This window comes from Haladaptatus sp. AB618, assembly GCF_024136965.1.
In the GTDB taxonomy this organism is placed as follows: domain Archaea; phylum Halobacteriota; class Halobacteria; order Halobacteriales; family Haladaptataceae; genus Haladaptatus.
This window is the reverse complement of record NZ_JAMYJX010000011.1, coordinates 87169-113225: the sequence shown is the minus strand read 5'-3', so window position 1 is coordinate 113225 and position 26057 is coordinate 87169. Positions and strand designations below refer to the sequence as shown.

The window sequence follows — 26057 nt, the reverse complement described above, 5'->3', positions numbered from 1 at the left end:
CGGTCCGGACCGTAGTCGTAGTAGTAGGAGTGCTCCCACACGTCCACCGCGAGAATCGGGTGGCTACCCCAGAGTGCGCCTTGGTCGTGCTTGTCAACTTTGACGTTGCGAAGCTGTTTGGCGACGGGGTCGTAGACGAGGAGTGCCCAGCCACCTGCGGCGCTCGCGGCGGCCTCGAACTCGCCCTTCCATCCCTCGTAGGAACCGAAGTCCTCCTCGATGCGGTCGGCGAGTTCGCCCTCGGGTTCGCCGCCGCCGTTCTCGTCCATGTTCTCCCAGAAGAGGGTGTGGAGGTAGTGACCACAGCCGTTGTGGGTCACGTTACCCAGCGCACCCGCCGTGCTGGAGTAGTCACCGGATTCGCGGTTCTCTGCGAGGGTCTCTTCGGCACTGTTGAGGCCGTTTACGTAGCCCTGATGGTGCGTATCGTGGTGCCACGTGAGAACCTGCTCGGAGATGTGCGGTTCCAGCGCGTCGTAGTCGTACGGGAGCGGTGGTAGTTCCGCGTTCGATTTTTCTGGCATATATGAATTACCTCCACTAACTGTATCTCGTCTTAGCCTGTTAAACCTTGAGGAGATGTTAGCTAACATATCACACGATACGGCGGCAAAATAGACCGATTTCAGGGCGATTGCTCGGTCGTCACCTGCTGCTCGCTTCGTCGTAGCGCTCCTCTACGTCGTCCCAGTTGACGATGTCCCAGAAGTTGTCCACGTACTCGCCGCGGTTGTTCTCGTACTGGAGGTAATAGGCGTGTTCCCACACGTCGAGTACCAACAGCGGCGTCGCCATCGGCGATTGGTTCTGGTGGTTCTCGGCCATGGTCACGATCGGGATGTCCCCGACGTGGTCGTAGAGCAACATCCCCCATCCGGAGCCTTCGACGCCCTTCGCGGCCGCCGAGAAGTTGGCCTTGAACTCGTCGAACGACCCGAACTGGTCGTCCAACGCATCGGCGAGTTCGCCGCCCGGTTCCCCGCCCCCGTTCGGGGACATGTTCTCCCAGAAGACGGAGTGGTTGATGTGGCCCGCGAGGTTGAACGCGAGATTTCGTTCGACACCTTTCACGTCCCCCCACTCGTCGTTCTCCCGCATCGCTTCGAGCGTGTCGAGCGCCGCGTTCGCACCGTTGACGTAGCCCTGGTGGTGTTTGTCGTGGTGCAGTTCCATGATGCGCGCATCGATACTCGGTTCGAGCGCGTCGTAGCTATACGGTAGTTCCGGTAGTTCGTACGTTGCCATTGGTAACCCCCGGACAGTGGTCAACGGTCGTGATGTTAAGTGTTGAGGCGACGGTCCGAGGTCGCTCAGAAAATAGGCTTCAAAGTCCCGGTCGCGTCGATGACCGAGGTTTAGTCGTCCTGGTTCTGCCAGTTGCTGTTCTGGGCGTTCGACCAGGCGAACTGCGAGTTGTCGTTGCTCTGGGCGCTCGCTTGGACCGCGACGGCGTTGCCGGACGACGCACCACTCTCTCCGTCATCCAGGCCCACGTTGAGCGCACCCGAGACCGCGTAGTTGTCCTCCTGCGAGTTGTAGTTACCCTGTGCGACGGCCTGGCCTTGGTCCACGTTAGACGATGCGGCTTGACCGCTGACCTGTACTTGGTTATCGTTCGCGACGGCGGCAGCGTTGCCTGCGAAGCCGATTGCGAACACACTGCCGACCATAGCTGCGACGAGTAGTATCTTGATCGTTTTCTTCATGGTTGCCTCTTGGGCGCGAGTCCCACCTCCTTCCTCCGTGAGATGGGTGCGACCCTGTCGTCGCTCGTCGGGAGAGTCGTATTTCAATCCCGACCACTGTTGACCGTCGTATGCCGCCCGCTAACTCACGTTTTCGTGGTTAAATCGACCGTAGTATCGGTTACCGATCCGCTCCAAGAGCGAGTCACTCGACGGTCAACACGGCTTACTGTCAAACAACATCTAGTTACCCGAACGAGAGACGACGCTTCATCACCGTTCGATCCTTTGGGGTTCGTGAACGGTACCACCACGATTCTCGATTCCCCGACTACCCCCTCGCGTTTTCGAACATCGTGATGGCCATCTCCCGGCGCTCCCCGTGGTCCACGATTGGGCCGGGGTAGTCGGGCGCGAGCGCCTCCCGTTCGTCGGGGTCGAGTTCGTTCCATTCGTGAATCTTCTTCGGAGGAACGTCCTCCAATTCGGGGACGAACCGCTTGATGTACGTCGCGTCGGAATCGAAGCGCTCGCCCTGCGTCATCGGGTTGAAGATGCGGAAGTAAGGCTGTGCGTCGGTACCGGTCGAGGCGGCCCACTGCCACCCGCCGTTGTCGTTCGCGGTGTCGTGATCCACGAGTTTCTGGCGATACCAGTCGTAGCCCTCGCGCCAATCCACCAGCAGGTCCTTCGTCAAGAACGAAGCGACGATCATGCGAACGCGGTTGTGCACCCACGCCTCCTCGCGCAGTTGGCGCATTCCGGCGTCCACGATGGGATAGCCCGTCTTCCCGTTCTTCCACGCCCGCACGCCGTCGGGGTCGTCGCGCCACGCGATGTCGTACTGGTAGTCCTTGAAGTTCTCCACGACCACGTCCGGGTTGTCGTCCAACACGTGCATGTAGAACTCCCGCCACGCGAGTTGGCCCTGAAACTCCTCGACGGAGTCGGCATCGTTCGCGCTCTCGGCGTCGTTTTTCGCCTCCACCGTCGTCTCCCACAGTTCTCGAACTCCGATGGTCCCGAACTTGAGATGCGGTGAGAGACGCGAAGTCGATTCGCGGGCGGGGTAGTCACGGGCGTCGTCGTACCGATACACGTCCCGCTCGCAGAATTTGGCCGCGAGGTCGCGGGCCGCCTCTGTTCCGGCGGGAGGGATGTTCCCCTCGGGGTCCTCGAATCCGAGGTCGGCGAGGGACGGAATCGCGCCGTCGACCTCGCCAACCACTTCCTCCGGCGAGACGATTTCGTCGGGGGCGTCGAACGGCGCGTCCTTGTCCCGGTCGCGCCACTTCTTCCAGAAGTAGGTGTAGACGGAGTAGTACTCGCCCTCGTTCGTCGTAATGGAACCCGGCGTGTGCAAGAGCGCGTCGTGAAACGCTCGATGGTCGATTTCCGCGACATCCAGCGCGTCCCGAACGTCGGCGTCGCGTGCCTTCGCCAATCCGGAGTAATCCCGGTTCCAGACGACGGCGTCGGCGTCACACGCCTCGGCGATTCGCGGCAGTTCCTCGCGCGGGTCGCCGCGAACGATCAGCAGGTCGCCGCCGCGTTCGCGGTAGGACTCACGCAGCGATTCGAGCGCCGAGCACATGAACGACACCCGAGGTGGGGCCGCGTGGGCGAGAACCTCGTCGTCGAAGACGAACACCGGGAGGACGGTGTCACCCATCGAAAGCGCCCGGTTATCCTCGACCCGGAGGTCGCGCCGATGCCAGTGAAGGTGCATGGGCGAGGGAACGAGGACGATCCTCTTAACGAGCGAACCCACTTTGTAGGGTTCCCCCTGGAGCACCACAGCAGATCAACCATTCGACACGAATTTACAATGATGTTTTATGAGGGTGCCCTTCTTACAGTTGTTCATGGTGAATCTTACCACGTCGGTGAGGGACACGGTTTCCGAACAGCCGGACGATTTGGCCATCGTCACCGACGATAGGGAGTTGACGTACGAAGATCTCTGGGCGCAGATCGGCGGGTTCGCCGCGGGACTGGCGGAACGGGACGTCGGGGTGGACGACCGGGTCGCCGTCTACCTCCCGAACACGCCCGAGTTCGTGGTCACGTTCCACGGGACGCTCGCGGCGGGCGGCGTCGTGGTGCCGATGAACCCGCAGTATCGAACGCGGGAGATCAGCCACCTGCTCGCCGACAGCGGCGCGAAAGTCGTCGTGACGCTTCCGGACCTCGTCCCGTTCGTGGAGGAGGTCCGGGACGAAACCGACGTGGAACACATCGTTTCGCTCGGTCAGGGGGACGCGACCTTCTTCGGTGACTTCCTCGCCGAGGGGGACGGCGAAGTCGAACCACGCGAGGACGACGACCTCGCCGTTCAGCCCTACACCAGCGGAACGACGGGCACGCCGAAAGGGGTGGAACTCACCCATCGAAACCTCACCTCGAACGCGCACGGGGCGGCGGCCCTCGCGCCGGGCGGCGTCGGGCCGGACGACTCGCTGTTGGGCGTCCTCCCGCTGTTCCACATCTACGGTATGACGGTCTGCATGAACGCGACGCTGTTCAGTGGCGGGATTTTCTACCCGCTGCCGACGTGGGACGCCCAGCAGGCGCTTTCGCTCATTCAGGACGCAGAACTGACGATGATGCACGGCGTTCCCGCGATGTACAACGACATCATCAACCAACCGAACGCCGCCGAGTTCGACCTCTCGTCCATCCGGATGGCCGGTGTCGGCGGCGGTGGCATCCCCATCGAAGTACTTCGGCGATTCGAGGAACTGTACGACGCGAAGATTTACGAGGGGTACGGGCTGACCGAGACGAGTCCCGTCACGCACTTCAACACGCCCGACAAGGGCCGTCGCGTGGGCAGTATCGGTCGAACCATCGACGGCGTCAGCGCTCGCATCGTGACCGACGACTTCGAGGAACGGCCGCCCGTCGAGAAAGGGCCGCTCGCCGAGGACGACGCGGAACTGGACGACGTGACCGGCGAGATCGTGATCGCGGGTCCGAACGTGATGCGGGGCTACGCTGGCCTGCCGGACGCGACAGCGGATGCGTTCACCGAAGCGGACGGAAAGCGGTGGTTCCACACTGGCGATATCGGTTACTGGGACGAGGACGGCTTCTTCTACGTCGTGGATCGGAAGAAGCACATGATCAATACGGCGGGCTACAACGTCTACCCGCGCGAAGTCGAGGAACTCCTCTTCGAACACCCCGCCGTGGCCGACGTCGCCGTCGTCGGTATCCCGGACGAACGAAGAAACGAGACCGTGAAAGCGTTCGTCGTCCTCACGCCGGATGCGGACGTGACCGAGGACGAAATCCAGCAGTACTGCCTCGACAACCTCGCGGCGTACAAACACCCCCGCGAAGTCGTCTTCGTGGACGAACTGCCGCGCACGACGACCGGGAAGGTACAGAAGTTCGAACTGCAACAACAGTAACGACTGGAGAAGATCGACGACCGGAGAAGATCGATTTTTCGTCCGCGAGCGGGAAAGAGCTATGCCACAAACTGATAAATATTCAACCGATGATCGCGTCCCGAACCCTCCGAGATTTGCGCGACGACCGGTTCCGAACCGCCGTCCTCCTCGGCGTCGCTTCCATCCCGTTTACCGTCGGTTACAACTGGCTACTGACTCCGGACCCCGTTTCGGCGACACCGCTGGCCGTCGCCTGTGTACTCTCGGGCTATCGCTACGGCACGCGGTCGATACGCGGAACTCGTGTGGGGGCCGTGACCGGCATCGTCGGTGGGGTTCCCATCGCCGTTTGGAACGCCGGAACCGGGTTGGTCGAGTGGTGGGGTGATCCGGTCCTCGTCGATGCCGTCGGGAACTCGTGGCTGATGGCCGTGATCTCGGTTGCGGCGGCGGTCGTTACTTTGCTCGTCATGCCTATCGTCCTGCTCTTCGTCGGGATGGCCTGCGGGTTCGTCGGTGGCTGGTTGCACGACCGTCTCGATACGACGCGGCAACGTCGGTCGGGTGCCTGACTGGAAATCCTCGGTACTCAAACCCATCCCAATCGCATCTGGTCCTCGTCTCACAGCCATCCCAATCGTATCTGGTCCTCGTCTCACAGCCATCCCAATCGCATCTGGTCCTCGTAATACTCGCGTGCCCGCCGAATCTTTCGGAACAGGTAGGACGCGACGAGTCCCGAGAAGACGAGCACGTAGACGAGCAACCAGGCCAACGCGTCACCGCCGAATATCGACGACAGTAGGTTCGTCACGAATCCGGCGGTCGAGTTGTAAAACCCGTGGAGGAACGCGGGGATGGCGATTCCCTTGATGATTATCGGCCCACGGTTCGAGGAGACTATCTTCGCCAACCCGAGGTAGTAGCCCGAGATGGCCGCCCAGAGCACGTGGTTCGGGCCGACGATGGCGCGCGTCACTGCGACACCCGAGACGGTGACGGCGGTACCGCCGTTGGTTCCGACCGTCCCGACGACGTAGGTCAGGTTTTCGATGGTCGCAAAGCCAAGTCCGGCCATCGCCCCGTAGACGGCACCGTCGACGGCGGTCTGAAAGTGTGGCGTGCGGTAGGCGTGGAACCGAACGGCGAGCCACTTCACCGTCTCCTCGACCGGCCCGACGACGAGGAAGAAAAAGGGGACGATGGCGAGCGTCTCGATACCCACATCGTTCAGGACGCCCATCCCGAAGGTGTTGATGACCGCGGCGAACGCGGCGAACACCACGCCGAGGAGGAAGGTGGCGACGAGCGTGGGGATCGGTTCCCGTTCCGTCGGATCGACGCGCCAGATATAGAGTGCGAGGAGGAGCGCCGGGACGATTGAGACGAACGAAAGCAAGCCGAGAATCGGGCGTTTTTCGAGCGTCGTCGCTACCAACCCGAGTTCGATGAACACGAACGTCAGCGCGAGCACGAGCGTGGCGCCGCGGACCGCCTCGGCGAGGAAGCCGTACAACCGCAACGAGAACCGATCCATCAGGGTCCGTGGCTCCCACGATTCGATGTCGTACGAGTCCTCTCCCCGCATCACGTTCCGTGTTCCCCCATAGCCCGTTCCGATACGGGAGCGACCCCCAAAGTGTTTCCTCGCCCGGAACCCGTCACCGCTCGATTTCGCGCAGGGCCGAACGGGACAGTTCGTCGAACGAGGTGTGTCCGGACAGCGCCAGCGTCAGATCGAGGTCCGCGAGGAAATTTCGCAGGACTTCCCGCACGCCGTCTTGGCCCGCGATTCCGAGTCCGTAGATGTACGGTCGGCCGAGCAGAACCGCGTCCGCGCCGAGCGCGATGGCGCGGACGGCGTCCGCACCGCGACGGATGCCGCTGTCGAAGAGGACGGGAACCTCGTCACCGACTTCGTCCACGATGGCCGGGAGCGCATCGAGCGCGCCGATAGCGCCGTCCACCTGCCGCCCGCCGTGGTTCGAGACGACTACCCCGTCCACGCCCCGATCGATCGCTTTCCGTGCGTCGTCCGGATGGAGGATCCCCTTCAACACGATTGGAAGGTCGGTGCGTTCGCGGAGGAACGCGAGGTCGTCCCACGACAGCGACGGGTCGCCGAATATCTCGGTAAACCGCCAGAGGGCGGCACTCGCGTCCTCCTCGGGTGGCGAGTCGAGCGATGCACGAAACGCGGGGTCGCTGAGGTAGTTCGCAACACCCTCGCCGTCGAGGAACGGGAGATAGGCGTGGTCCACGTCGCGCTCGCGCCAGCCCATCATCGGCGTGTCGAGCGTGACGACGATGGCCTCGTAGCCCGCGTCCTCGGCCCGCGAGAGGAAACTCGCGGCGACGTCCCTGTCGGCGCTCCAGTAGAGTTGGAACCAGCCGAGCGTATCGCCCAGTTCCTCGGAAACGTCCTCCATCGTCTCGGACGAGGCGGAGCTCAACACGAGCGGAACGTCGAGTTCGGCGGCGGCCCGCGCGGTGGCGAGTTCGCCCTCGTCGTGGATGATGGATTGAACGCCGACCGGTGCGAGCATGACGGGGACGGGGAGCCTCTGGCCGAGGATTTCGACCGAGAGGTCGCGTTCGGACACGTCGCGGAGCATCCGGGGGACGATACGCCAGCGGTCGAAGGCGCGGCGGTTCTCGTCCTTCGTGCTTTCGGACCCGGCGGACCCGGCGACGTAGGCGTGGGCCTCCGGGGAGAGGTTCTCGCGTGCGAGTTCGGCGAGCGCTTCGGGGGAAGTCGGCAAATCGGGCGTTTGATCGGCGAGCATGCCGCCAGCGTACACCTCGTTCTGTCGGTTCGGGCCGAACGGTTCCGAGGAATCGTCCATACCGGATTGAAAGACTGTGTAGAATTATACTTTGTTCCGAACGGTTCAGGAACCGAGTCAGAACGAACCGGGAGTCAGATGGACGTGAAACAACTTCTCGCAGTCCTGCTCGCCGCAGATGGGGCACGCACCGTCGTCATCGCGTGCACCACCCTCGCTCGATGCCGTCGGATTCGCGGCCGTGATGACTCGCGTTCCGGCGTGGCCCAACTCGTACCCGGACTCCGTCTGTCGGACGAAGTACTCACAGAGCTTCGTCAGATGGTAGTTGAACTTCCCGGTGTCACGAATGCCGACACGCTCGCGGAGTTCGGTAAAGGAAAGCGACTCCTCGGCGTCGGCGAGTTCCCGGAGGATGGACATGCGAATCTCGTTGCCCAGCACGGCGAGCGCGTCCATCGGGGGGTCCGTCCCGTACGTCATAGCGGTGCTTTCGACGGCGCTCGCCATCAATCCCCCGAAAAACAATAAGAATTCTTACAGAACTGGCGTTCGCCGAAGCTTGATTGTTCACTCGGCTCGACAGTGCGTATGGCTGACATCGACTCGTCGGCGAAATCGGCGGGATGGCGTGGACGGTTCATGTCATCGAAGACGGGAACCCTCCTCTCGAACACGGGATTTCGGCGGCTGTATCTCGCTCGCATCGTCAACCGCGTCGGCGACAAACTGTACTCCATCGCGTCGATGTGGTTGGTGTATCAGCTGACCGGTTCGACGTTCTATACCGGACTCGCCGGATTCCTGTCCCGGCTTCCGATAGTGTTCGGGTTTCTGTTCGGTCCCATCGTCGACCGCTCACGCCTCTCCCGACTCCTCGTTCTCGTCGGGGCGGCACAGGCCATCGTCGTCGTTTCGGTTCCCGTAGTCGCCCGCGTTCACACGGTGAGCGTCTCCCTCGTTCTCGCAGTCGTCGGACTGCTCGCGCTTCTCGGACGACTCAACGCTCCGGCCGAGAAAGCCGCCCTTCCTCGACTCGTGGACGAGGAACTTCTCCCCCGAGCGAACTCGCTCGAATCGGCGACGCATCAGACCATCGGTGCGGTGGCAGAAGCCCTGTCGGGGGCGCTCATCGCCGTGTTCAGTGCCGTCGCGCTGTTCGCCTTCGACGCGGCGACGTTCGTCGTGAGTGCCACCTTTTTCGCCCTGCTGAGCGTTCCCACGACCGAGAAGACCGGAACGTCACCGAGCGCTACGGAGTACCTCGCCGACATCCGCGAGGGGTTCGAGTTGATTCGGAACTCGGTCGTCGGGCACATGGTCGTCGCGGCGAGCTTCGTGAGCGCGTTCACTGCCGGTTCGACGGCAGTGCTCCCGGCGTTCGCCGATTCGCTCGGCGGCGCGGAGACGTACGGACTGTTCATCGCGGCCATGACCGTCGGTCTCCTCGTGGGGTCGCTCGTCGCGTCGCGGTTCGAGACGATTCGATTCGGCCGCTTCGTAATCGTCGGCTTTCTGATCACCGCGGTCGGCCAACTCGGTATCGTCACGGTCGGTTGGCTCCCGGCGGTGCTCCTCTGTTACGGAATCGCCACCATCCCCATCGGGATTTACAACGTCCTCGTCAGCGCGACGATTCAGACCGGCGTTCCGAACGACTTGCTCGCGCGTGTGAGTTCCACGACCGGAAGTCTCGTCGCGGCCGTCGGTCCGGTCGGGTATCTCATCGGTGGGTCGCTCGGAGACAGATACGGAAGCGCGACGGTCATCGGGTTCTCCGCGATAGGGTACTGTTTGCTCGTCGGCTATTGGCTGGTCGTGCCCGCACTCCGCGAGTTCCCGCCGGTCACGAGCGTCGAACCGAACTCCTTCGGGACGTGAACACTGTCTCCCGTCGGTCGAGCGCTACCCTCGAACTCTATTCCCCGATACTTGTGGGTACCCTTCGGCGAACAACTCCCGGAAACCCGTAAATCGTGAATACCGACACCGATAGGTAACTACACGAACGATTCATAGGAAATGGCTGCAACGAGGACGGTTCATCTCCCGGTCGCGGCACAACCGAGCGTCGAGACGCTCGTCGAACTGACACAGCAGGCTGAGAAACTGGGCTACGAACACGCGTGGCTTCCCGAGACGTGGGGACGCGACGCGGTGACGAGCCTGACCGCGATGGCGCTCGGCACGGAAAAAATCGGTCTCGGGCCGTCCATCGTCAACGTCTACTCGCGGTCGCCCGCGCTCATCGGGCAGACCGCCGCGACGCTACAGGAAGTGTCGGACGGACGATTTCGGCTCGGTATCGGCCCGAGCGGACCGGCCGTCATTCAGGGATGGCACGGCGAGGCGTTCGACCGCCCGCTGCGGCGCACCCGCGAAACCATCGACATCGTCCGAAAAGTGCTGTCGGGCGAGACGGTGAACTACGACGGCGACTGCTTCACGCTGGGTGGCTTCCGACTGCGGTGTGAGCCACCGGAAACGCCGCCGCCGATCGACGCTGCCGGGATGGGGCCGAAGTCGGTGGAGTTGGCGGGACGGTTCGCCGACGGGTGGCACGCGACCCTCTTCACGCCCGACGGGATGGCCGACCGACTCGACGACTTACGGCGCGGTGTGGACCTCGGAAACCGCGATGCGGACGACGTGGAAGTGACGCTCTCGTTGACCTGCTGTGCGCTTTCGGACGGCGAGCGCGCCCGAAACCTCGCGCGACAACACGCCGCCTTCTACATCGGTGGGATGGGAACCTACTACCGCGATTCGTTGGCCCGGCAGGGGTACGAGGACGTCGCCTACGACATCTCGGAAGCGTGGGCGAACGGCGACAAGGAGCGGGCGACCGAACTGGTGGCCGACGACCTGCTGGACGACCTCGCCGCCGCGGGCACGCCCGAACGTGCCCGCGAGATGTTCGAGAAGTTCGCCGATATCGACGGCGTCGATTCGGTCGCCGTGGGGTTCCCCCGCGGTGCCACGGTCGAGGACGCACGGGAGACGATGGCCGCGTTGGCCCCGTGAATCGGTGCCCGACCAAACGTGTTAGGAACCGCCGATTTATATCTAGATCGATAATGATACATCGGGGCTTTCATAGCTGCCCCGTGCCTTAGAACAGTGCAACCTTGAAGGGTAGCCTTCCGGGGCTACCCCCTGTATTGCCTTTTAGTACGCTGGCCAGTGATAGCTCCGAGCCCAGCTATTTCCGCCGTCATCGTCCCCGTTTTGCGAAAGGAGCAAACCCCCGTGTGATCTATTCACATACTGTGGGGGGACGGTGAACGGAAACCATGACGCAAGCAATCGAGACGATCATCACGGAAGTATCGGAATGGGACGGCGTGGAGGTGGGTGAACACCGGTTCGGTGGCACGGAGTTCTCCCTCGGGCCACGGGAAATCGGCCATGTCCATCAGTGGGGTATCCTCGATATCGCGTTTCCGCGTCGGGTCCGCGACGAGCTCGTCACGGAAGGGCGAACGGAGCCACATCACATCTATCCGAGATCCGGGTGGACTACGTTCCACGTCGAGGGTTCGGACGACGTGGAGCGTGCGCTCTGGTTGTTGCGACTCTCATACCTCTTTCACGCCAGCACGATGGTGAACACGACGGGCGGGGAGGACACGCTTTCGAACCTCGACGTGGATTCGGAACTCGCTTCCCTCGGACCGAGCGACGAACTGCGGGCGCTCCTCTGAGTACCCGTTTCTAACTTCCCGCCCACTCCGTCGCTTTCTCGACGGCATCCGCTCGTGAATCGGTCTCGGCGATAGTCTCCCACTCGTCGTCCTCCACGTCGTAGACGTAAACCGCGTAGCCCTCGTCTCGGTAGGTCAGATTTTCGACGTACAACTCCTTGGTATCGTCGTCGCGCAACCAGATCCGGATCTGTTTGCCACCTTCCAGATCCTCCCTCCGTCGCCAACCCTCGATCGGCACTATGGCGACCTCCTGATGGTGCTGTTGTCTCGCTCGTACTCGGGACGAATCATCGTAGAATTCGCCACGACGGGTTCGCACTTGTACGTTCGGGCGAGAAAGAGCGAATCCGATTTTATTTTCCTGTGATTGGGACCACTGCGACGATGGTTTTGAGAACCCCTTCCGTGCTCACTACGAACGGTCCTGTTTGGTTTTTCAGAGACGACCGCCGAGCCCCAACATACCGCAACCGCGCCGCCCTACTACCCGCGATAATAGACGTTTCCGGAGACGACGACGGTTTCCGAGCCTCCCTGGGGAACGCGTCGGGACGGCCGCTGGGCGGCGACGACGCCGCGTTTGAGCGTCGCCCACTTCAGCAGGACGAACCCGGCGACGATGACGAGGAAGCCCGAAACCGTCGCGTCGGTGATGGGTTCGCCGAGGAGTGCCCACCCGAACAGGGTGGCGGCCACTGGAACGGCGTAGTTCACGAGATTGACCTCGTTCGCGCCGACTCGCTCCAGCAGGTCGAAGTAAATGACGTACCCGCCGATGCTGGCGACGAACGCGAGGTACACGAGCGAAACGAGCGCCGGGCGGGTGAACGAGACGGACGGCCACCCGCGGATTGCGGCGCTCGTCGCGTGGAGGACGAGCGCGCCGACGACCATCATCCACGCCTGCTGGGTCAACGCCGGGAGCGTCGTCCGCAATCGCTGGGTCACCACCGACGCGAACGCGAAGACGAGCGCCGCGACGAGCAGCAGCGCGATGCCGACCGTCGAACCGCCGAGCGATGTGGGGTCGGCGACGACGACAACGCCGACCAGCGCGAGCAGGACGCCGACGACTTCGAGTGCGTTGAACCGTTCGTTCGGCAGGAGCGCCAATGCGAACAGCGGCGTGACGACGGGTTTCAGGCTCAGGATGACCGCACCCACGCCGCTCGTGACGTACTGCTGGCCGGTGAAGAGGAGCGCGAGATAGGCACCGAACATGAAGGTCCCGCCGACTCCGACGAGCGTCCAGTCGGTTCGTGTCGTCGGTCGCCACTGGAAGTCGTCGTTTCGCAGGCCGAGGCCGACGACGACGGTCAGCAGGGCCGCGCCAGCGACGTCGTACCGGAACGCCGCGAAGAGGACGGGTGGGAACGCGTGCAAGCCGGCCTTGATGGCGACGAACGACGAACCCCAGATCACCGCGAGCAGAGCGAACAGCATCGAATTTCGATATCGTGACGGAATCATGAGAGAGTGGACACCTGTGTTCAGTTGGTGACGCTGGTAGTGTGCGGGTATACTTGAAAATTCTCGAAGACACGATACCACGGTACACGCCCCCACGGATCAGTTTCGGACCGTTATGTTCCCCCGGAAATCCTTTGGGGGTTCACGACCAGTCATCGGCATGGCAGACACACGCACGGGCGCGGCGTTGTTCACTGACGCGCTCGAAGCCTACGGCGTTCGACACGTGTTCGGGAACCCCGGAACGACCGAACTCCCGGTCATGGAAGCGCTGGGAGAGAGCGAACTGGAGTACGTCCTCGCGCCACACGAGGACATCGCGGTGGGGATGGCCGCGGGCTATGCGAGCACGAGGAACTATCGAGGTACCGAAGACGGTAGTCCGGTCGGCGTCGTCAACCTACACGTCGCGCCGGGCGTCGCTCACGGACTGGGCAACCTCTACGGCGCGTCGGTGACGGGCGCGCCGCTCGTCGTCACGGCCGGAGCACACAGCCTCGATTTCCGCCACGAGGAACCGATCCTCTCGGGAGACGTGCTCGCCATGACCGACCAGTTCACGAAGTGGAGCGCGGAGGTAACGGACGTGGAAGCCCTCCCGACCATGCTCCGGCGGGCGTTCCGCGTGGCCCAGACGCCGCCGACGGGTCCGGTCTTCCTCTCGCTCCCGCTCGACGTGATGATGGCCGAGACCGACGCCGAACCCGAACGATTGGGCCGGATTCAGAACCCCGGTTCCGGCGACCCGGCCGCAATCGCACGAGCCGCGAGGTTGCTCGAAGACGCCGAGGACCCCGTCATCGTCGTCGGCGACCACATCCCTCGACACAACGCGTACTCCGAGGTCGACTCGCTCGACGCGGCGGTCCGGTTGGCGGAAGCGACCGGCGCGCGAGTTCACGCCGAAATATTGGCCTGTGAAGTGGACTTCCCCGGCACGCACGACCAGTGGGTGTCCCACATCCCGCCGGACGAGGGTATCGCCGCCGCGACGATGAACGCCGACACAGTCGTGTTCGCGGGGTGTTCGACCAATACTACCTTGACGCGCCACGACCGTGACCTCGTCCCCGAGGACGCGACCATCATCGACCTGAACGACGAACCGTGGCAGGTCGGCAAGAACACGCCCGCCGACGTCGCCGTGACGGGTGATCTGGGACACGTGATGGACGAACTCGCCGAGGAAGTCGAAATAGGGGACGACGAACTCACGGGACGGTTGGAACGCGTCGCGCAGTTCAAGGAGTTCGCGAAAGGGCAGATGGCGTCGATGGGCGAGGGCGACGATACCGACGACCCGCGTGCCTCGAAAGCCGAACTCGTCGATACCCTTCGGGAAACCCTTTCTTCCCCGTACATCGTGGACGAGGGCATCACGTCGAAGTACGTCATGCTCCTTCGCTGGGCGTTCGAGCGGGAAGCCTACATCTCGAACAAGGGTGGCGGTCTCGGCTACGGCCTCCCCGCCGCAATCGGGGCCGGGATGGCGGAAGCCGAGCGGGACGACCCGCGGCAGGTCGTTGGCTTCGTCGGCGACGGATCGTATCTGTACTACCCACATTCGCTCTACTCGGCGGCGCGATACGACGTGGACGTGACCGTCGTCGTCTCCGACAACCGCAACTACCGCATCCTGAAGGACAACACGCTGAAACTGCTCGGCGGCGAGGACGCCGACCACGAGTACGTCGGCATGGATTTCGAACCGCCGGTCGATATCCCGAAGAACGCGGAGAGCCACGGTGCGAGCGGTTATCTCGTCGAGTCACCCAGTGCGATAGCGGAGACGTTGGAAACGGCGTTGGCCGAGGACGGACCGAGCGTCGTGGACGTGTTGGTTCACGACTGAATGGCCGCGTCGTCCCCGCCGTCGAGGTGGAATTCCCGAAACACGTCCCGATCGGTCTGTTCGGAAAAAATCTCGGTGAATCCTCGGTCGGTGAACACCCGATTCCAGTTCCTGAAGTAGAGCGGGAACTCGTCGTGGACGTAGTTCACGGGGGTTTCAGACGACCCGTCGTCTCCTTCCCCCAGGTTCTCATCGGCTCTTCGTTCGTTTTCCACGGTGATGAGACGGTTGGCGGTGATTCGTTCCAGTTCCTCGAATACGCCCCCGTCGGGGTGGACGTGCTGGAGAGTCTCGACGGAGAACACGACGTCGAACTGATCGTCGTCGAACTCGGTGATGGTGTCCTCGATGGCGTCGATGTAGAACGTTCCGTCCGCGGCGAGTTCGGGATAGTTTTCCTCCATCACCGAAAGTGCCTCGCCGTTTATTTCGATGCCGTGAAGGTCCTCGTATCCCCCGTCGTGAAGGTGCGCGAGGTGCCGTCCCGAACTGCACCCGAGTTCGAGGATGGCCGCGTCCGATTCGATAGCAGAGTCGAGGCGAGCGCGGATCAACTCGCTCGTCTCGTTCGGCCCGTAGTAGGCGTAGTAGTCCGGCGAGTACTCTCCCGACCGTTCTTCCCACTGTTGGCGGACGCTGTTGGGATCCATTCACGGTTCTACGAACCCCATACGTAAAACGTCGGTTATACCTAAAACGCCAGTTGCCTGTCTCCCGACGATATTAATTTTCCGTGATAGTCCGATGTCGATATCGTTTTATCACCTTATATCGTTCCCATTGGCATGGATTTGCGTGGGGAATGGCAGAACGGCACACGTGCGTCCGAAGCGAACCGCCCTCCGACCGGTCCCCGTGGCACCCCGATTAGCTGGCAGCTAGGCGACCACCTTTCGAACTCCGACGACGTTTCGCGGGTGACCGAAACCACCGACGCGGGACGACGGAAGACGGTGTACGACCTCACCGAGGAGACGTACCTCGTGCGGACGCGAACGCCCGTCGGGCGTGAACGCTATCGAGAAGTGCCGAAACGCGACTTCGCCGACGATTTCTGACTCAGTTTCCGACCCGACCACCATCGACCGTCTCGGGGAACATCTTGCCCGGATTGAGCGTGTCGTTCGGATCGAGTGCGCGCTTTATCCGACGCATGGCGTCGATGCTCGCCGCACCGTGTTCGAGTTCGAGGTATTCGCGTTTTCCCCGTCCGATGCCGTGTTCGCCGGTGCAGGTTCCACCCCACTCGATGGCCGTGTGGACGATTTCGGTTTGGGCCTCCTTCGCGCGTTCGACGTGCTCGTCGTCCGATTCGTCCACCAGCACGGTGTAATGGAGGTTGCCGTCCCCGGCGTGGCCGAAGCAGGGAATCAGCAGGTCATGCTCGTCGGCGAGTTGCCGAACGAGCCGAACCATGTCGGGGTATCTGCTGATCGGGACGGTCACGTCGCCCAGATGGAGCGGCGAGAGGTCGAGGTCGTAGGATTCGACCGCGAAGGCCATCTCCCGCCGGATCTGCCAGAGCTCGTTCATCTCTTCCCCCTCGGCGATCTCGAACTGGGAGACGTCGTGTGCCTCGAACACCGACCGACAGAACTCGATCTCGTCCTCGATGCCGTGGTTCGCGTGGAACTCCACGAACACCATCGGCACGTCGGGGAGCGACGACCCGGTGTAGGCGTTCGCCATCGTCGCGCTCGTCTCGTCCACGAGTTCGATCTTCGCCACGTCCACGCCCGACCGAACCGCGTCGGAAATCGCGTCCACGGCGTCCGAGAGCGAATCGAAGACGGCACGTCCCCCGCGAATCTGCTGTGGTCGTCCCGCGAGTTCGAGGGTCGCACGGGTGACGACGGCCAACGTCCCCTCACAGCCGACGATGAGGTCCTTGAGGTTGTAACCGCTGGACGTTTTGACCGCCTTGCTCCCCGCGGTGATGACGGATCCGTCCGCGAGGACGGCTTCGAGTTCGAGCACCCAGTCGTGGACCTCGCCGTACTTCACCGTCTTCATCCCGCTCGCGTCGTTGGCGATCATCCCGCCGATCGTCGAGATGTCGCCCGACGACGGCAACGGTGGGAAGAACAGCCCATCTCCAGCAACGGTTTCATCCACCTCCTTCCCGAAAATCCCCGGTTCGACGTCGACCTGGAAGTCGTCCGGACGAACGTCGAGCACCGAATCCATCCGCGTCATGTCGAGGCTGATCCCGCCACGGGTCGGTGTCGCGTTCCCTTCCAGTCCGGTTCCGGCGGCGAAGGGCGTCACCGGAACGCCCCGCTCGTCCGCCGCCGCGAGCACCGTCGATACCTCCTCGGTCGATTCCGGCCAGACGACCGCGTCCGGTTCTACCTCCTCGGCTTCCAAGGTTCCGAAATCCCCCGCGTGCCCGGCGCGATGCGAGTCGCCGAAGGAAAATCGGTCGTCGGGAAGCGGCAGGTCGCGGAGGAACGAACAATCGTGCGCCATACGATAGCACTCGGCGTGCGATGAAATAAAGCTGTTCGGACGGCTTCCTTACCCGTCCATTTCACCATCACCATCCAGTTCCTTGACGACCGTCGCCGGGTTGCCGCCCACCACGACGGCGTCCGGAACGTCGGCGGTGACAACCGCTCCGGAGGCGATGACGGCGTCGTCGCCGATTTCGACGCCCGGGTTGATGACCGCCCTCCCGCCGACCCAGACGTTGTCCCCCATCGTCACCGGTTTTCCGTACTCCGGTCCCTCGACACGGGTTTCCGCGTCGAGGGGGTGCGTCGCCGTGTAGATGTGGACGCCCGGTCCGAGCCAACAGTCGTCCCCCATCTCGACCCGACAGACGTCCAGAATCACGCAGTCGAAGTTCGCGTAGAAGCCGTCGCCGACGTGGATGTTCGAGCCGTAATCACACCGAAACGGCGGCTCGACGTGTGGGGAATCACCGAGTGAGCCGAACAGTTCCCGGAGCAGCGACTCCCGTTCGTTCGCCTCCGTTACCTCCGTCGTGTTGACCCGTCTCGTGAGTCGTCTCGCCCGCTGTCGCCCCTCGACGAGTTCGGAATCCGATGGGTCGTATAGCTCGCCCGCCAGCATCCTTTCCTTCTCGGTGACCATCGTGTGGCGGTTTACGTCCCCGATTCAAATAGGTCGGTGTCGAAATCGATTTCCGTCCGTCGGCCATCCAAAATCGAAAACCGCTCGTCGCGCCGCCGTTCCAACCAGTACAGCAACCGCTCGGCCCAGTCGAGCTTCTTCCGTTTCATCGGGTTCACGGTAGCGTCGTCGAAATCCCAGCCGAGGAAGACGAGTTCGGCCGCGCCGAACTCGTCGGCGAGGAACGCCGCCCTGTCGCCGTCAGTGAACCCGCCGAAGTTCTCGACCGGTCCGTTCGGTTCCGCCTGCGTCGTGGCGAGGACGTTCTCCGCGTCGAACGTCGGGACGTACTCGCGTATCGCGGGAATGTTGTCTCCGTGTGCGTGCGCCGCGACCGGAATCCGCGATTCGCTCAACTCCCGCGCCGTCTCCGGATTTTTGTCGAGGTCTGTCACCATGCAGTCCACGTCGATGCCCGCATCGAGGAGCACGTCGGCGGCCGTCGAGGCCGCGACGACGCACTCCGCTCCTCGTGCCGTGTCGAGTTCGTCGGCCAGCGAGGGGGCCGCTCCCGCGATTGCGACGGTGCTCCCGGTGATCCGGTCGAGTTTCTCGCGGTCGAACGGAACCGCGAGTTCGGCGAGGACGTCGCGGGCGCGTTCGTCGTCCGTTCGGGGGAAGCCGAAATCCGCGAGGATTGCGCGGTAGACGGGGTCCCACTCGTCGAACCTCATTGCCGTTCGCGGCCGAACGCGTGGCCGATGACGGCCGCGTCACGGGTTTCGGCCACGTCGTGCGTTCGGATCACGTCGGCCCCGCGTTCGACGGCCAGCGAGGTCGCCGCGAGGCTGGCCGGGAGTCGATCCTCGGTGTCCCTGCCCACCACGTCACCCAAGAAGTTCTTCCGGTTGATGGAGACCAGGATTGGCCGCCCCAGTTCTCGTAACTCGCCGAGTCGGTGGAACGTCTCGCGGTCGTCAGCGAGCGTCTTCTCCTCGCTCCATCCGCCGAATGCGGGATCGAGGATGGTCTTGTCCGTCAGCGGTTCGGCGGCGAGCGCGTCGTAAATGTCGTCCACGCGCTCGATCGCGCCGGGACGGGTCAGGTCCGGCGGACTCGCCATCTTCACGACGGCGGCGTCGTGGCGTTCACAGACCGTCGCCATCTCCGGGTCCGCGAAGCCACAGATGTCGTTGACCATGTCGAAGCCACCCGACAGCGCCGCATCCGCCACGTCCGCATACCGGGTTTCGATGGAGAAGACGGGGTTCCCTTCCACCTGTTCGATGGCTTCCAGCGCGGTATCGAGTCGGTCGAGTTCCTCCTCCGCGGAGAGCACGTCGAACCGTTTGTTCGCCGATTCGAGACCGACGTCCACGATGTCCGCGCCTTCCGCGACGAGTTCCGCGTCCACGTACGCCGCGGCGTCGGCAGGGTCGTCGTACACGCTCGGGTCGTACGGGGATTCCTCGCTGACGTTCAACACGCCCATGATTCGCGGCGGATGTTCCGGCCCGATTCCGAGTCCCGCGGCGGAAACGTTCTGCATATCCGAAAACGAGGGCGAGCACGGTTAAAAATCGGCCCTTTCAGTGCAGGTCCGCCGCGGTGATGTCGTCGCTCCAGTACAGGTCACCGTCGTATTCGACCGGGGAGGACTCCTGTTTGAGAAGTTCGTCGAGTTCGGCGGCGGTCATCTCCTTCCGCACGGTTTCGGGAAATAAGTAGAACCGTTCGTCGTCTTCCTGTACGAGATTGTAAAACGAACCGATTTTGTGCCCTCGTAACATGTGGATCTCCAGATCTGCAGTATATACACCGTCCGTGTACGAATCGATGTGAACGCTACTGTTCGACGAATTGAAGGCTCGGCAAACAGTCGCCGAGGAATCGCCGAGGGCGACGTATTGATTCCCGCTCAACGTCGTTCTTCGTACTATAGAGAGCGCATCACAAAGAGCGAACCCCCGGCCAAGCAAACGAGCAAGCCACGAGCCGACCTCGGTCGCAGGTCCGTTCGAGACGTCCGAAAGCGTGGCGATACCGCCCCGACATCCTTTCTCCACTAGCGCCATGCTTTGGTCGTACGATCGACAGGCGTTGAGCAAGAACAACTCGACGTTCACCGCGTCCAACGTCCGCGTGTCGAGCACGCCGTCGGTGCACTCGATACCCTCGTCGTTAACGTGCCCGATGTAGTGAAGGAAGTCGATGTCGGCGGCGAACACCGAGGCGAGTTCCTCGACGGTAAGATCGTATTCGATATCGATCTCGTGATCGGTGATCTCCCGAAACATATAGAGATCCGTCACTTTTCCTTCCGCTTTCATCTGCGGGTCGTTACAGACGATTTTGACCGAGATGGTCGACGTTTTCGGCTCCATGTTCTCCGTTCGACGACGATACGAATCGAGGGTGACCTTGTTGCCGCCGATAGGAACCCCCTCACCGAGCCACTCGTCGTGGACGGCCGCCGTCTCCGGGATGCTCACGACCGTCGTTTCCGTCACCGCTCCCGAAGCCGTCGTTTGGCTTCGGCAGAAGTCAGTGACCGTTTGTGGTGGCTCGGTCCGCGACATCCGAGCGGTGGGAGACGGACACCGAACGAACGCGAGATTGGACGAAACGTACGGAAGTGCTTCGACGTTTCGTGCCGTCAGTTCGAGTGCTACCGCATCAGTCCAATTCGGAAAGTGCGAATCGACCCGGTTGAGCGGTACGTCCAAGTATGCGTCGAGTTGTTCGGATAGTGAACGGTCGTAGAGACTTTCGAAGTCGAAGGGGACCAACGGTTCGATCTCCGATCTGATACGAAGCGGTGCCGGGTAGAACCCCTCTTCACGAGTCAGACAGTCGAAAAAGAAGACGTGGCGTAGCAGTCCGTTGATCTCTCGTTCGAACGAAGTGGTGTCACCGAACACGTATTCCGAATCGGGGGTTTCGAGCCGTGGATGGTTCCCCGGAACCACCTCCGCACCCAGATAGTACGCCAACGAGACTACCGGGTAGACGTACTCACGCTCGGGAGGAACGATCAATCGAACCCCGGTATCCGGACGTTCGAGATCTGGTGGAGACGAAAATTCGTCACCACGTTCGATGAGCGGTGGATGCCCACGGAGGGTCGGGAACGAACGTTCAGGCGAGAGCGTTCCCAGTGCCGACCCGAACAGCGAGACCGCACGCATCACGTCCTCGGGGTCGTCGGTAACGGTAATCGTTCCCTCGGGGGTGCAATGCGCCGACCCGACCCCAACGGTGATACGTCGTTCTTCCCCGAATTCGATCGTCGAGGAACTGTCTCCGGATCGAACCGTTGGGAAGCAATCGACGGCGATATAGAACCGCATCGGAGTGACTTTCAGTTCGAGATAGCCGACGCGGAACGATGGTTCCCACACTCCACCGCCCATGAAAATGGTGTCCCGTATCGCGTTGGAAGTGTCCCATGCGTTGTACGACATACCTGCGGGGATATCGATCCGATCCGTCCGAAACTCGACGGCCGTCTCGACCGAGAACGGGAACCCCTCCGTCGAACCCTGCTGTGGATCGATTCGTGACGGGGTCCGTAACACGACACCGGCTTTTTCGATGGGATCCCAGATTCGAATTCCACATCCGTCCGAAACGCGTTCGACCTGTATTTCAGCCCCTTTCGGTCGATTATCGTCCCCCGTCATGATTCACTTAATCCGGACCCGGTAACGGCCCCGCCAACCAGTCCGGATTGCAACCAAACGCGTCTCCGAATCGTGGTGGAACGAACAATCATACGGCAACGATGGTACTCATCGATAAAAACCGAATCGATCACCGCAAATCCTTCGTCGTGATGTCGTCGCTCCAGTAGAGGTCGCCGTCGTACTTGACCGGCATCGGGTCTGTGTTCAGCAGTTCGTCGAGTTCGTCGGCGGTCATCTCCTTCCGCACGGTTTCGGGGGACAGATAATGGCGCTCACTTTCTTCCTCTCCGGGGTAGTAAGTCGTCCCGGCATTTTTCCTGTCGAGGTGTAATTCTTCGGTTACCGAATACACTCCGCTCTCCTTTAACGCGACCTCGACACTGAAATTCGACACGGTAAACGACCGGCAGACTGCCGTCGTCGGATCACCGAGGACGATGTACTGGTCCCCGCTCAGTGTCGTCGTTCGTGCGATAGAGAGCGCATCACGGATCGAGAAGCCCTGTCCGAGTAGGCGAGCGAGCCACGACCCGACTTCGGTCGCAGGTGTATTCGATACCTCCGAAAGCGTGGCGATACCGCCACGGCAGCCGTTTTCGATCAATGCCATACTCTGGTGGTATGATCGACAAGCGTTGAGCAGAAACGATTCCACCCCGACTTCCCCCAGTTCGTGTGTGTCGAGTGCGCCGTCAGTACATTCGATACCCTCGTCGGTGACGTGCCCGATGTAGTGAAGGAAGTCGATGTCGGTGGTGAACATCGTCGCGAGGTCGTCGACGGTTAGGTCGTATTCGATATCGATGTCGTAGTCGGTCACCTCCCGGAAATCATACATCTCAGCGACCCTTTCTTCGGATTTCATCCGCTGGTCGTTACAGACGATTTTGACGGTAATCGTCGATGTCTTCGGTTCTACCTCGGCGACCCGACGGCGATACGAATCAATCGAGAGTTTGTTCGCTCCGACCGGAACTCCCGCAGCGAGCCATTCGTCGTGGACGGTTTCCGTTTCCGGAGGGGTCACGACCATCGGTTCCGTCGTCTGTCCCGAAGCCGTTTGACTCCGACAGAAGTCGGTGACCGTTCTTGGTGGCTCTGTTCGTGGCGTGCAGGCGGTAGGGGACGGACACCGAACGAACGCGAGGTCGGATGAAACGTACGGGAGCGCTTCGACGTTTCGTGTCGTCGGTTCCAGCGCTACCGTGACGTACCAATCCGGAAAATGCGGCCCGACCCGGTCGAGCGGTACGTCCAAGTATGCGTCGAGTTGTTCGGATAGCGAGCGGTCATAGAGGCTTTCGAAGTCGAAGTTCACCAACGATTCGATCTCGGGACGTATGTGGAGTGGTGCCGAGTAGAACCACTCTTCACGAGTCACACAATCCATGAAGAAAACGTGGCGTAGTAGTTCGTTGACGTCCCGCTCAAACGATGAGGAGTCACTGAATACGTACTCCGAATCGGGGGTTTCGAGGCGCGGATGGTTCCCCGGAACCACCTCCGCACCTAGATAGTACGCCAACGAGACTATCGGATAGACGTACTCCCGATCGGGGGGAACGACTAACCGAACTCCGGTATCCGGACGTTCGAGACCCGAAGGGGTCGAAAACTCGTCACCGCGTTCGATGAGCGGCGGGTGACCCCGAAGTGTGGGAAACGAGCGCTCGGGTGAGAGGGTATCCAGCGCCGATCCGAACAGCGAGACCGCACGCATCACGTCCTCGGGGTCGTCGGTGACAGTTATCGTTCCCTCGGGGAATCGGTATTTCGACCCGACACCGACCGTGATTCGTTGATTCCCCTCAAGATCGATCCTCGAAGAATTATTCTTGGTCTCGATGGTGGTGGAACTGTCGACGCCAATGTAAAATCTCATCGGGGCGTTCGATAGCTCTAGATACTTGACGTGGAACGCTGGTTCCCACGTTCCCCTGCCTCGCTGGATGGTGCCCCGTAGCACGTCAGAACTATCCCAAGCACCGAACGACATACCTGCGGGGATATCGATTCGATCCGTCCGGAATTCGACCGCCGTCTCGACGGGAAACGGAAATCCGTCCGTCGAACCTCGTTGAACGTCGATTCGGGACGGCGTCCGTAACACGACGGTGACTTTTTCGATAGGATCCCAGATTCTAATTCCACACCCATCCGAAACGCGTTCGACCTGTATTCCAGTCCCTTTCGGCCGATCTTCGCCCCGCGTCATGATTCTCCGGTGTTCGTTCCGGAGACTGTCCGCTCGAATCGTCCGAATCGCACCGAAACGTCGGTCAGAATCGTGGTGGAACGAACAATCATATCGCAACGATGGTACTCACGGATGAAAACCGAATCGATTACTGCAAATCCTTCGTCGTGATGTCGTCGCTCCAGTACAGGTCGCCGTCGTATTTGATCGGCATCGACTCCTCTCGAAACACCTCGTCGAGCGTCTCCGCCTCCAAGTGGAAGTCGCCGATCCAGTCCGACTGGAGGTACTGTGTCATGTCGTCGTCCCACACCGATCCGAACATCGAACCGGCGCTGTCACGGGGGGGATAGAACGGTTTGATCCGAATCGTGTACCCTCCATCATCGTCCGTCTCGATGAACAGCATCGGTTTGATCCTCGAAAACGGTTGGCAGAGGGTGAGACTCCCGTCCCCGATGACTACGTACTGGTCGCCTGACAGCGTCTCCGACTGGGCGATGGAGAGCGCGCTCCAGAACGAAAGGCCCGCACCGAGCCCGCGGGCGAGCAGACACCCGATCTTCGTGGCCGGGTCGTTGGACACGTCCGACAGGGTTGCGACACCGACCCGGCACCCCTTTTCGACCAAGGTGGCGCTCTGTTCGTACGAGCGACAGGCGTTGAGCAGGAACGACTCGACGTTCACCGCGTCCAACGTCCGGGTATCGAGCACGCCGTCGGCACACTCGATACCGCTGTGATTGACGTGGCCGATGTAGTGCAGATAATCGATGTCGGCGGCGAATACGGTTCGTAGTTCCTCGACGGTCAAGTTGTAGGCGATATCGACCTCGTGACGACTCGTATCCCGGAAGCTGTACTGCTCACACACCTTCCCCTCGTCATTCATGTTCGTGTCGTTGCAGACGATCTGGACCCGAATCGTCGAGCGTTCCGACGAATCGTGATCGATGCGGCGACGATAGGAGTCCACCGTCGCCTTGTTGCCGCCGACGGGAACGCCTTCCCCGATCCAAACGTGTTCCTTCGACGTCGTCGGTTGCGGACTGACAGCAGGCGTACTCCCCTCCGATTCGGCTGGGGTCTGAGTGCTTCGACAGAAATCAGCTATTTCAGGGGCCTCTGCCGCCGGTTGCACGTGGGTGGTGGGTGTGGGGCACCGAATTAACGAGAGTTCGTCCGCGATGAACGGGAGCGCCCCGACGTTCGCTTCCGATGGCACCAGATCGGTCGTCAGGCACCATTTGGGAAGATGGGGTTCAGTAACGTCGAACGGAACGTCGAGATACGTGTCCACCTGTTCCGCCAACGACCGTTCGTAGAGGCTTGAACAGTCGAAGTCCAAGAGCGGTTCGACCGCTTCGCGTTCCTGCACGGGGATGTCGTACGAGCCTTCGTTCCGGATGATACAGTCGAGGAAGAAGAGGTGTTGAAAGACGCGGGATACTTCCGCTTCGAACCCGTCGAACCCTCCCGTTCCATCCAACGGATACCGACGAGTTGGGGTTTCAAGCCGTGGGGCATCGCCGGGAACCACGTTCGCGCCCAGATAGTACGCGAGTGACGTCGCGGCGTAGACGTACCGTCGCTCCGGTGGCAGTACCAGTCGTACTTCCGTTTCGGGACGAACGACGTTCGAGGGGACCGAAAACTCGTCACCTCGCTCGATGAGCGGTGGGTGGCCACGAAGCGTGGGAAACGAACGTTCGGGATCGAGGGTTTCAGCGAGGACCCGAGCAGCGAGACCGCACGCATCAGGTCCTCGATGTCGTCGGTGACGGTGATCGTCCCGACGGGCAATTCGCTGTGTGATCGACTGCCGATGAAGATCGTTCGTTCTTTGCCCAGATCGATGTGAACGCTCCCGTGCCGTTCCCGAATGGAGAGCGGACAGTCGACGTGGACGTATAGTTTCATCGGGGACGTCGGTATTTCGAGGTAGGCCACCTGTTCGGAGTGCCAGTCACCGTCACACGGGTTTACGAGGTCGGAAACCGATCCGTCCGAATCCCAGACGTTGAAATCGACCCGTTCCGGGACGTCGAGACGATTCGTCCGCAACCTGACCGCCGAGTCTATCGGGACGGGAAACGTGTCGGTATCGGCCCGTTCGAGGGAGACGGGAACGGGCGTATGAAACACGAAACTGCCCTTGTCGATGGGGTCCCAGATCCGAATCCCCGACGTATCCGGGTTCG

Annotated in this window: 23 protein-coding genes and 1 pseudogene; 7 read left to right on the top strand and 17 right to left on the bottom strand. The window is 61.8% G+C overall.

Going from position 1 to position 26057, the window contains the following annotated elements; translation table 11 throughout:
* The 4 genes from sod to NKF26_RS22205 form a co-directional block, all read right to left on the bottom strand.
* On the bottom strand, nucleotides 1-524 hold a 524-nt coding region (gene sod / locus NKF26_RS22220), incomplete at its 3' end, for a superoxide dismutase (protein ID WP_253234890.1).
* A gap of 121 nt (nucleotides 525-645) precedes the next feature.
* On the bottom strand, nucleotides 646-1245 hold the full coding sequence (locus tag NKF26_RS22215) for a superoxide dismutase (RefSeq protein ID WP_253234889.1): 600 nt from the start codon (nucleotides 1243-1245) through the stop codon (nucleotides 646-648).
* 110 nt (nucleotides 1246-1355) lie between these two features.
* A complete protein-coding gene (locus NKF26_RS22210) occupies nucleotides 1356-1793 on the bottom strand; it encodes a hypothetical protein (protein WP_253234888.1) in 438 nt (145 codons plus the stop codon).
* Between the two features lie 223 nt (nucleotides 1794-2016).
* Entirely contained in the window at nucleotides 2017-3414 is a 1398-nt protein-coding gene (locus NKF26_RS22205) for a deoxyribodipyrimidine photo-lyase (RefSeq protein WP_253234891.1), read from the bottom strand.
* A gap of 136 nt (nucleotides 3415-3550) precedes the next feature.
* On the opposite strand from NKF26_RS22205, the gene NKF26_RS22200 reads away from it, so the two are divergent.
* Nucleotides 3551-5101, top strand: a complete 1551-nt coding sequence (locus NKF26_RS22200; protein WP_253226170.1) for a long-chain fatty acid--CoA ligase — start codon at nucleotides 3551-3553, stop codon at nucleotides 5099-5101.
* A gap of 89 nt (nucleotides 5102-5190) precedes the next feature.
* Nucleotides 5191-5655 (top strand): DUF5518 domain-containing protein, encoded by a 465-nt coding sequence (locus NKF26_RS22195; protein ID WP_253226169.1) that lies wholly within the window; start codon nucleotides 5191-5193, stop codon nucleotides 5653-5655.
* Nucleotides 5656-5738: 83 nt separating this feature from the next.
* Here the strand turns inward: NKF26_RS22195 and NKF26_RS22190 are convergent, their stop codons facing one another.
* The 3 genes from NKF26_RS22190 to NKF26_RS22180 form a co-directional block, all read right to left on the bottom strand.
* A complete protein-coding gene (locus NKF26_RS22190; RefSeq protein WP_253234887.1) occupies nucleotides 5739-6671 on the bottom strand; it encodes a PrsW family intramembrane metalloprotease in 933 nt (310 codons plus the stop codon).
* Nucleotides 6672-6744: 73 nt separating this feature from the next.
* Nucleotides 6745-7929 (bottom strand): lactate 2-monooxygenase, encoded by a 1185-nt coding sequence (locus NKF26_RS22185; protein WP_253226167.1) that lies wholly within the window; start codon nucleotides 7927-7929, stop codon nucleotides 6745-6747.
* 57 nt (nucleotides 7930-7986) lie between these two features.
* Nucleotides 7987-8379 carry a helix-turn-helix domain-containing protein gene (locus tag NKF26_RS22180; RefSeq protein ID WP_253226166.1) on the bottom strand — a complete coding sequence of 131 codons (393 nt, stop codon included), beginning with the start codon at nucleotides 8377-8379 and terminating at the stop codon, nucleotides 7987-7989.
* A gap of 81 nt (nucleotides 8380-8460) precedes the next feature.
* On the opposite strand from NKF26_RS22180, the gene NKF26_RS22175 reads away from it, so the two are divergent.
* From NKF26_RS22175 to NKF26_RS22165, 3 genes are all read left to right on the top strand, one after another.
* A complete protein-coding gene (locus NKF26_RS22175; RefSeq protein WP_253226165.1) occupies nucleotides 8461-9750 on the top strand; it encodes an MFS transporter in 1290 nt (429 codons plus the stop codon).
* A 141-nt stretch (nucleotides 9751-9891) separates the two neighbouring features.
* Nucleotides 9892-10893, top strand: coding sequence for a TIGR04024 family LLM class F420-dependent oxidoreductase (locus NKF26_RS22170; protein WP_253226164.1), 1002 nt, complete (start codon nucleotides 9892-9894; stop codon nucleotides 10891-10893).
* A 269-nt stretch (nucleotides 10894-11162) separates the two neighbouring features.
* On the top strand, nucleotides 11163-11573 hold the full coding sequence (locus NKF26_RS22165) for a luciferase family protein (RefSeq protein WP_253226163.1): 411 nt from the start codon (nucleotides 11163-11165) through the stop codon (nucleotides 11571-11573).
* A 10-nt stretch (nucleotides 11574-11583) separates the two neighbouring features.
* Here NKF26_RS22165 and NKF26_RS22160 read toward each other — a convergent pair whose 3' ends face one another.
* Both NKF26_RS22160 and NKF26_RS22155 read right to left on the bottom strand, forming a co-directional pair.
* A complete protein-coding gene (locus NKF26_RS22160) occupies nucleotides 11584-11814 on the bottom strand; it encodes a hypothetical protein (RefSeq protein WP_253226162.1) in 231 nt (76 codons plus the stop codon).
* Between the two features lie 245 nt (nucleotides 11815-12059).
* Nucleotides 12060-13046, bottom strand: a complete 987-nt coding sequence (locus NKF26_RS22155) for a DMT family transporter (RefSeq protein WP_253226161.1) — start codon at nucleotides 13044-13046, stop codon at nucleotides 12060-12062.
* Nucleotides 13047-13206: 160 nt separating this feature from the next.
* On the opposite strand from NKF26_RS22155, the gene NKF26_RS22150 reads away from it, so the two are divergent.
* The gene (locus NKF26_RS22150; protein WP_253226160.1) at nucleotides 13207-14898 is read left to right on the top strand and encodes a thiamine pyrophosphate-binding protein; all 1692 of its coding nucleotides are present in this window, start codon (nucleotides 13207-13209) and stop codon (nucleotides 14896-14898) included.
* Here the strand turns inward: NKF26_RS22150 and NKF26_RS22145 are convergent.
* On the bottom strand, nucleotides 14889-15548 hold the full coding sequence (locus NKF26_RS22145) for a bifunctional 2-polyprenyl-6-hydroxyphenol methylase/3-demethylubiquinol 3-O-methyltransferase UbiG (RefSeq protein ID WP_253226159.1): 660 nt from the start codon (nucleotides 15546-15548) through the stop codon (nucleotides 14889-14891). The genes NKF26_RS22150 and NKF26_RS22145 overlap by 10 nt on opposite strands.
* A 135-nt stretch (nucleotides 15549-15683) precedes the next feature.
* Here NKF26_RS22145 and NKF26_RS22140 point away from each other — a divergent pair, with 135 nt between their 5' ends.
* Nucleotides 15684-15956, top strand: a complete 273-nt coding sequence (locus NKF26_RS22140; protein ID WP_253226158.1) for a hypothetical protein — start codon at nucleotides 15684-15686, stop codon at nucleotides 15954-15956.
* 1 nt (nucleotide 15957) lies between these two features.
* Here NKF26_RS22140 and NKF26_RS22135 read toward each other — a convergent pair whose 3' ends face one another.
* From NKF26_RS22135 to NKF26_RS22105, 7 genes and pseudogenes are all read right to left on the bottom strand, one after another.
* Nucleotides 15958-17367 carry an FAD-binding oxidoreductase gene (locus tag NKF26_RS22135; RefSeq protein WP_253226157.1) on the bottom strand — a complete coding sequence of 470 codons (1410 nt, stop codon included), beginning with the start codon at nucleotides 17365-17367 and terminating at the stop codon, nucleotides 15958-15960.
* A gap of 48 nt (nucleotides 17368-17415) precedes the next feature.
* A complete protein-coding gene (locus tag NKF26_RS22130; RefSeq protein WP_253226156.1) occupies nucleotides 17416-17994 on the bottom strand; it encodes a maltose acetyltransferase domain-containing protein in 579 nt (192 codons plus the stop codon).
* An 11-nt stretch (nucleotides 17995-18005) separates the two neighbouring features.
* Nucleotides 18006-18707 carry a 6-hydroxymethylpterin diphosphokinase MptE-like protein gene (locus NKF26_RS22125; RefSeq protein WP_253234886.1) on the bottom strand — a complete coding sequence of 234 codons (702 nt, stop codon included), beginning with the start codon at nucleotides 18705-18707 and terminating at the stop codon, nucleotides 18006-18008.
* A gap of 2 nt (nucleotides 18708-18709) precedes the next feature.
* A pseudogene (folP, locus tag NKF26_RS22120) lies at nucleotides 18710-19522 on the bottom strand (dihydropteroate synthase); the annotation flags it as partial.
* Between the two features lie 40 nt (nucleotides 19523-19562).
* On the bottom strand, nucleotides 19563-21656 hold the full coding sequence (locus tag NKF26_RS22115) for a hypothetical protein (protein ID WP_253226153.1): 2094 nt from the start codon (nucleotides 21654-21656) through the stop codon (nucleotides 19563-19565).
* A gap of 130 nt (nucleotides 21657-21786) precedes the next feature.
* Entirely contained in the window at nucleotides 21787-23874 is a 2088-nt protein-coding gene (locus NKF26_RS22110) for a hypothetical protein (RefSeq protein ID WP_253226152.1), read from the bottom strand.
* A 130-nt stretch (nucleotides 23875-24004) separates the two neighbouring features.
* On the bottom strand, nucleotides 24005-25234 hold the full coding sequence (locus NKF26_RS22105) for a hypothetical protein (RefSeq protein WP_253226151.1): 1230 nt from the start codon (nucleotides 25232-25234) through the stop codon (nucleotides 24005-24007).
* Between the last annotated feature and the right edge of the window lie 823 nt (nucleotides 25235-26057).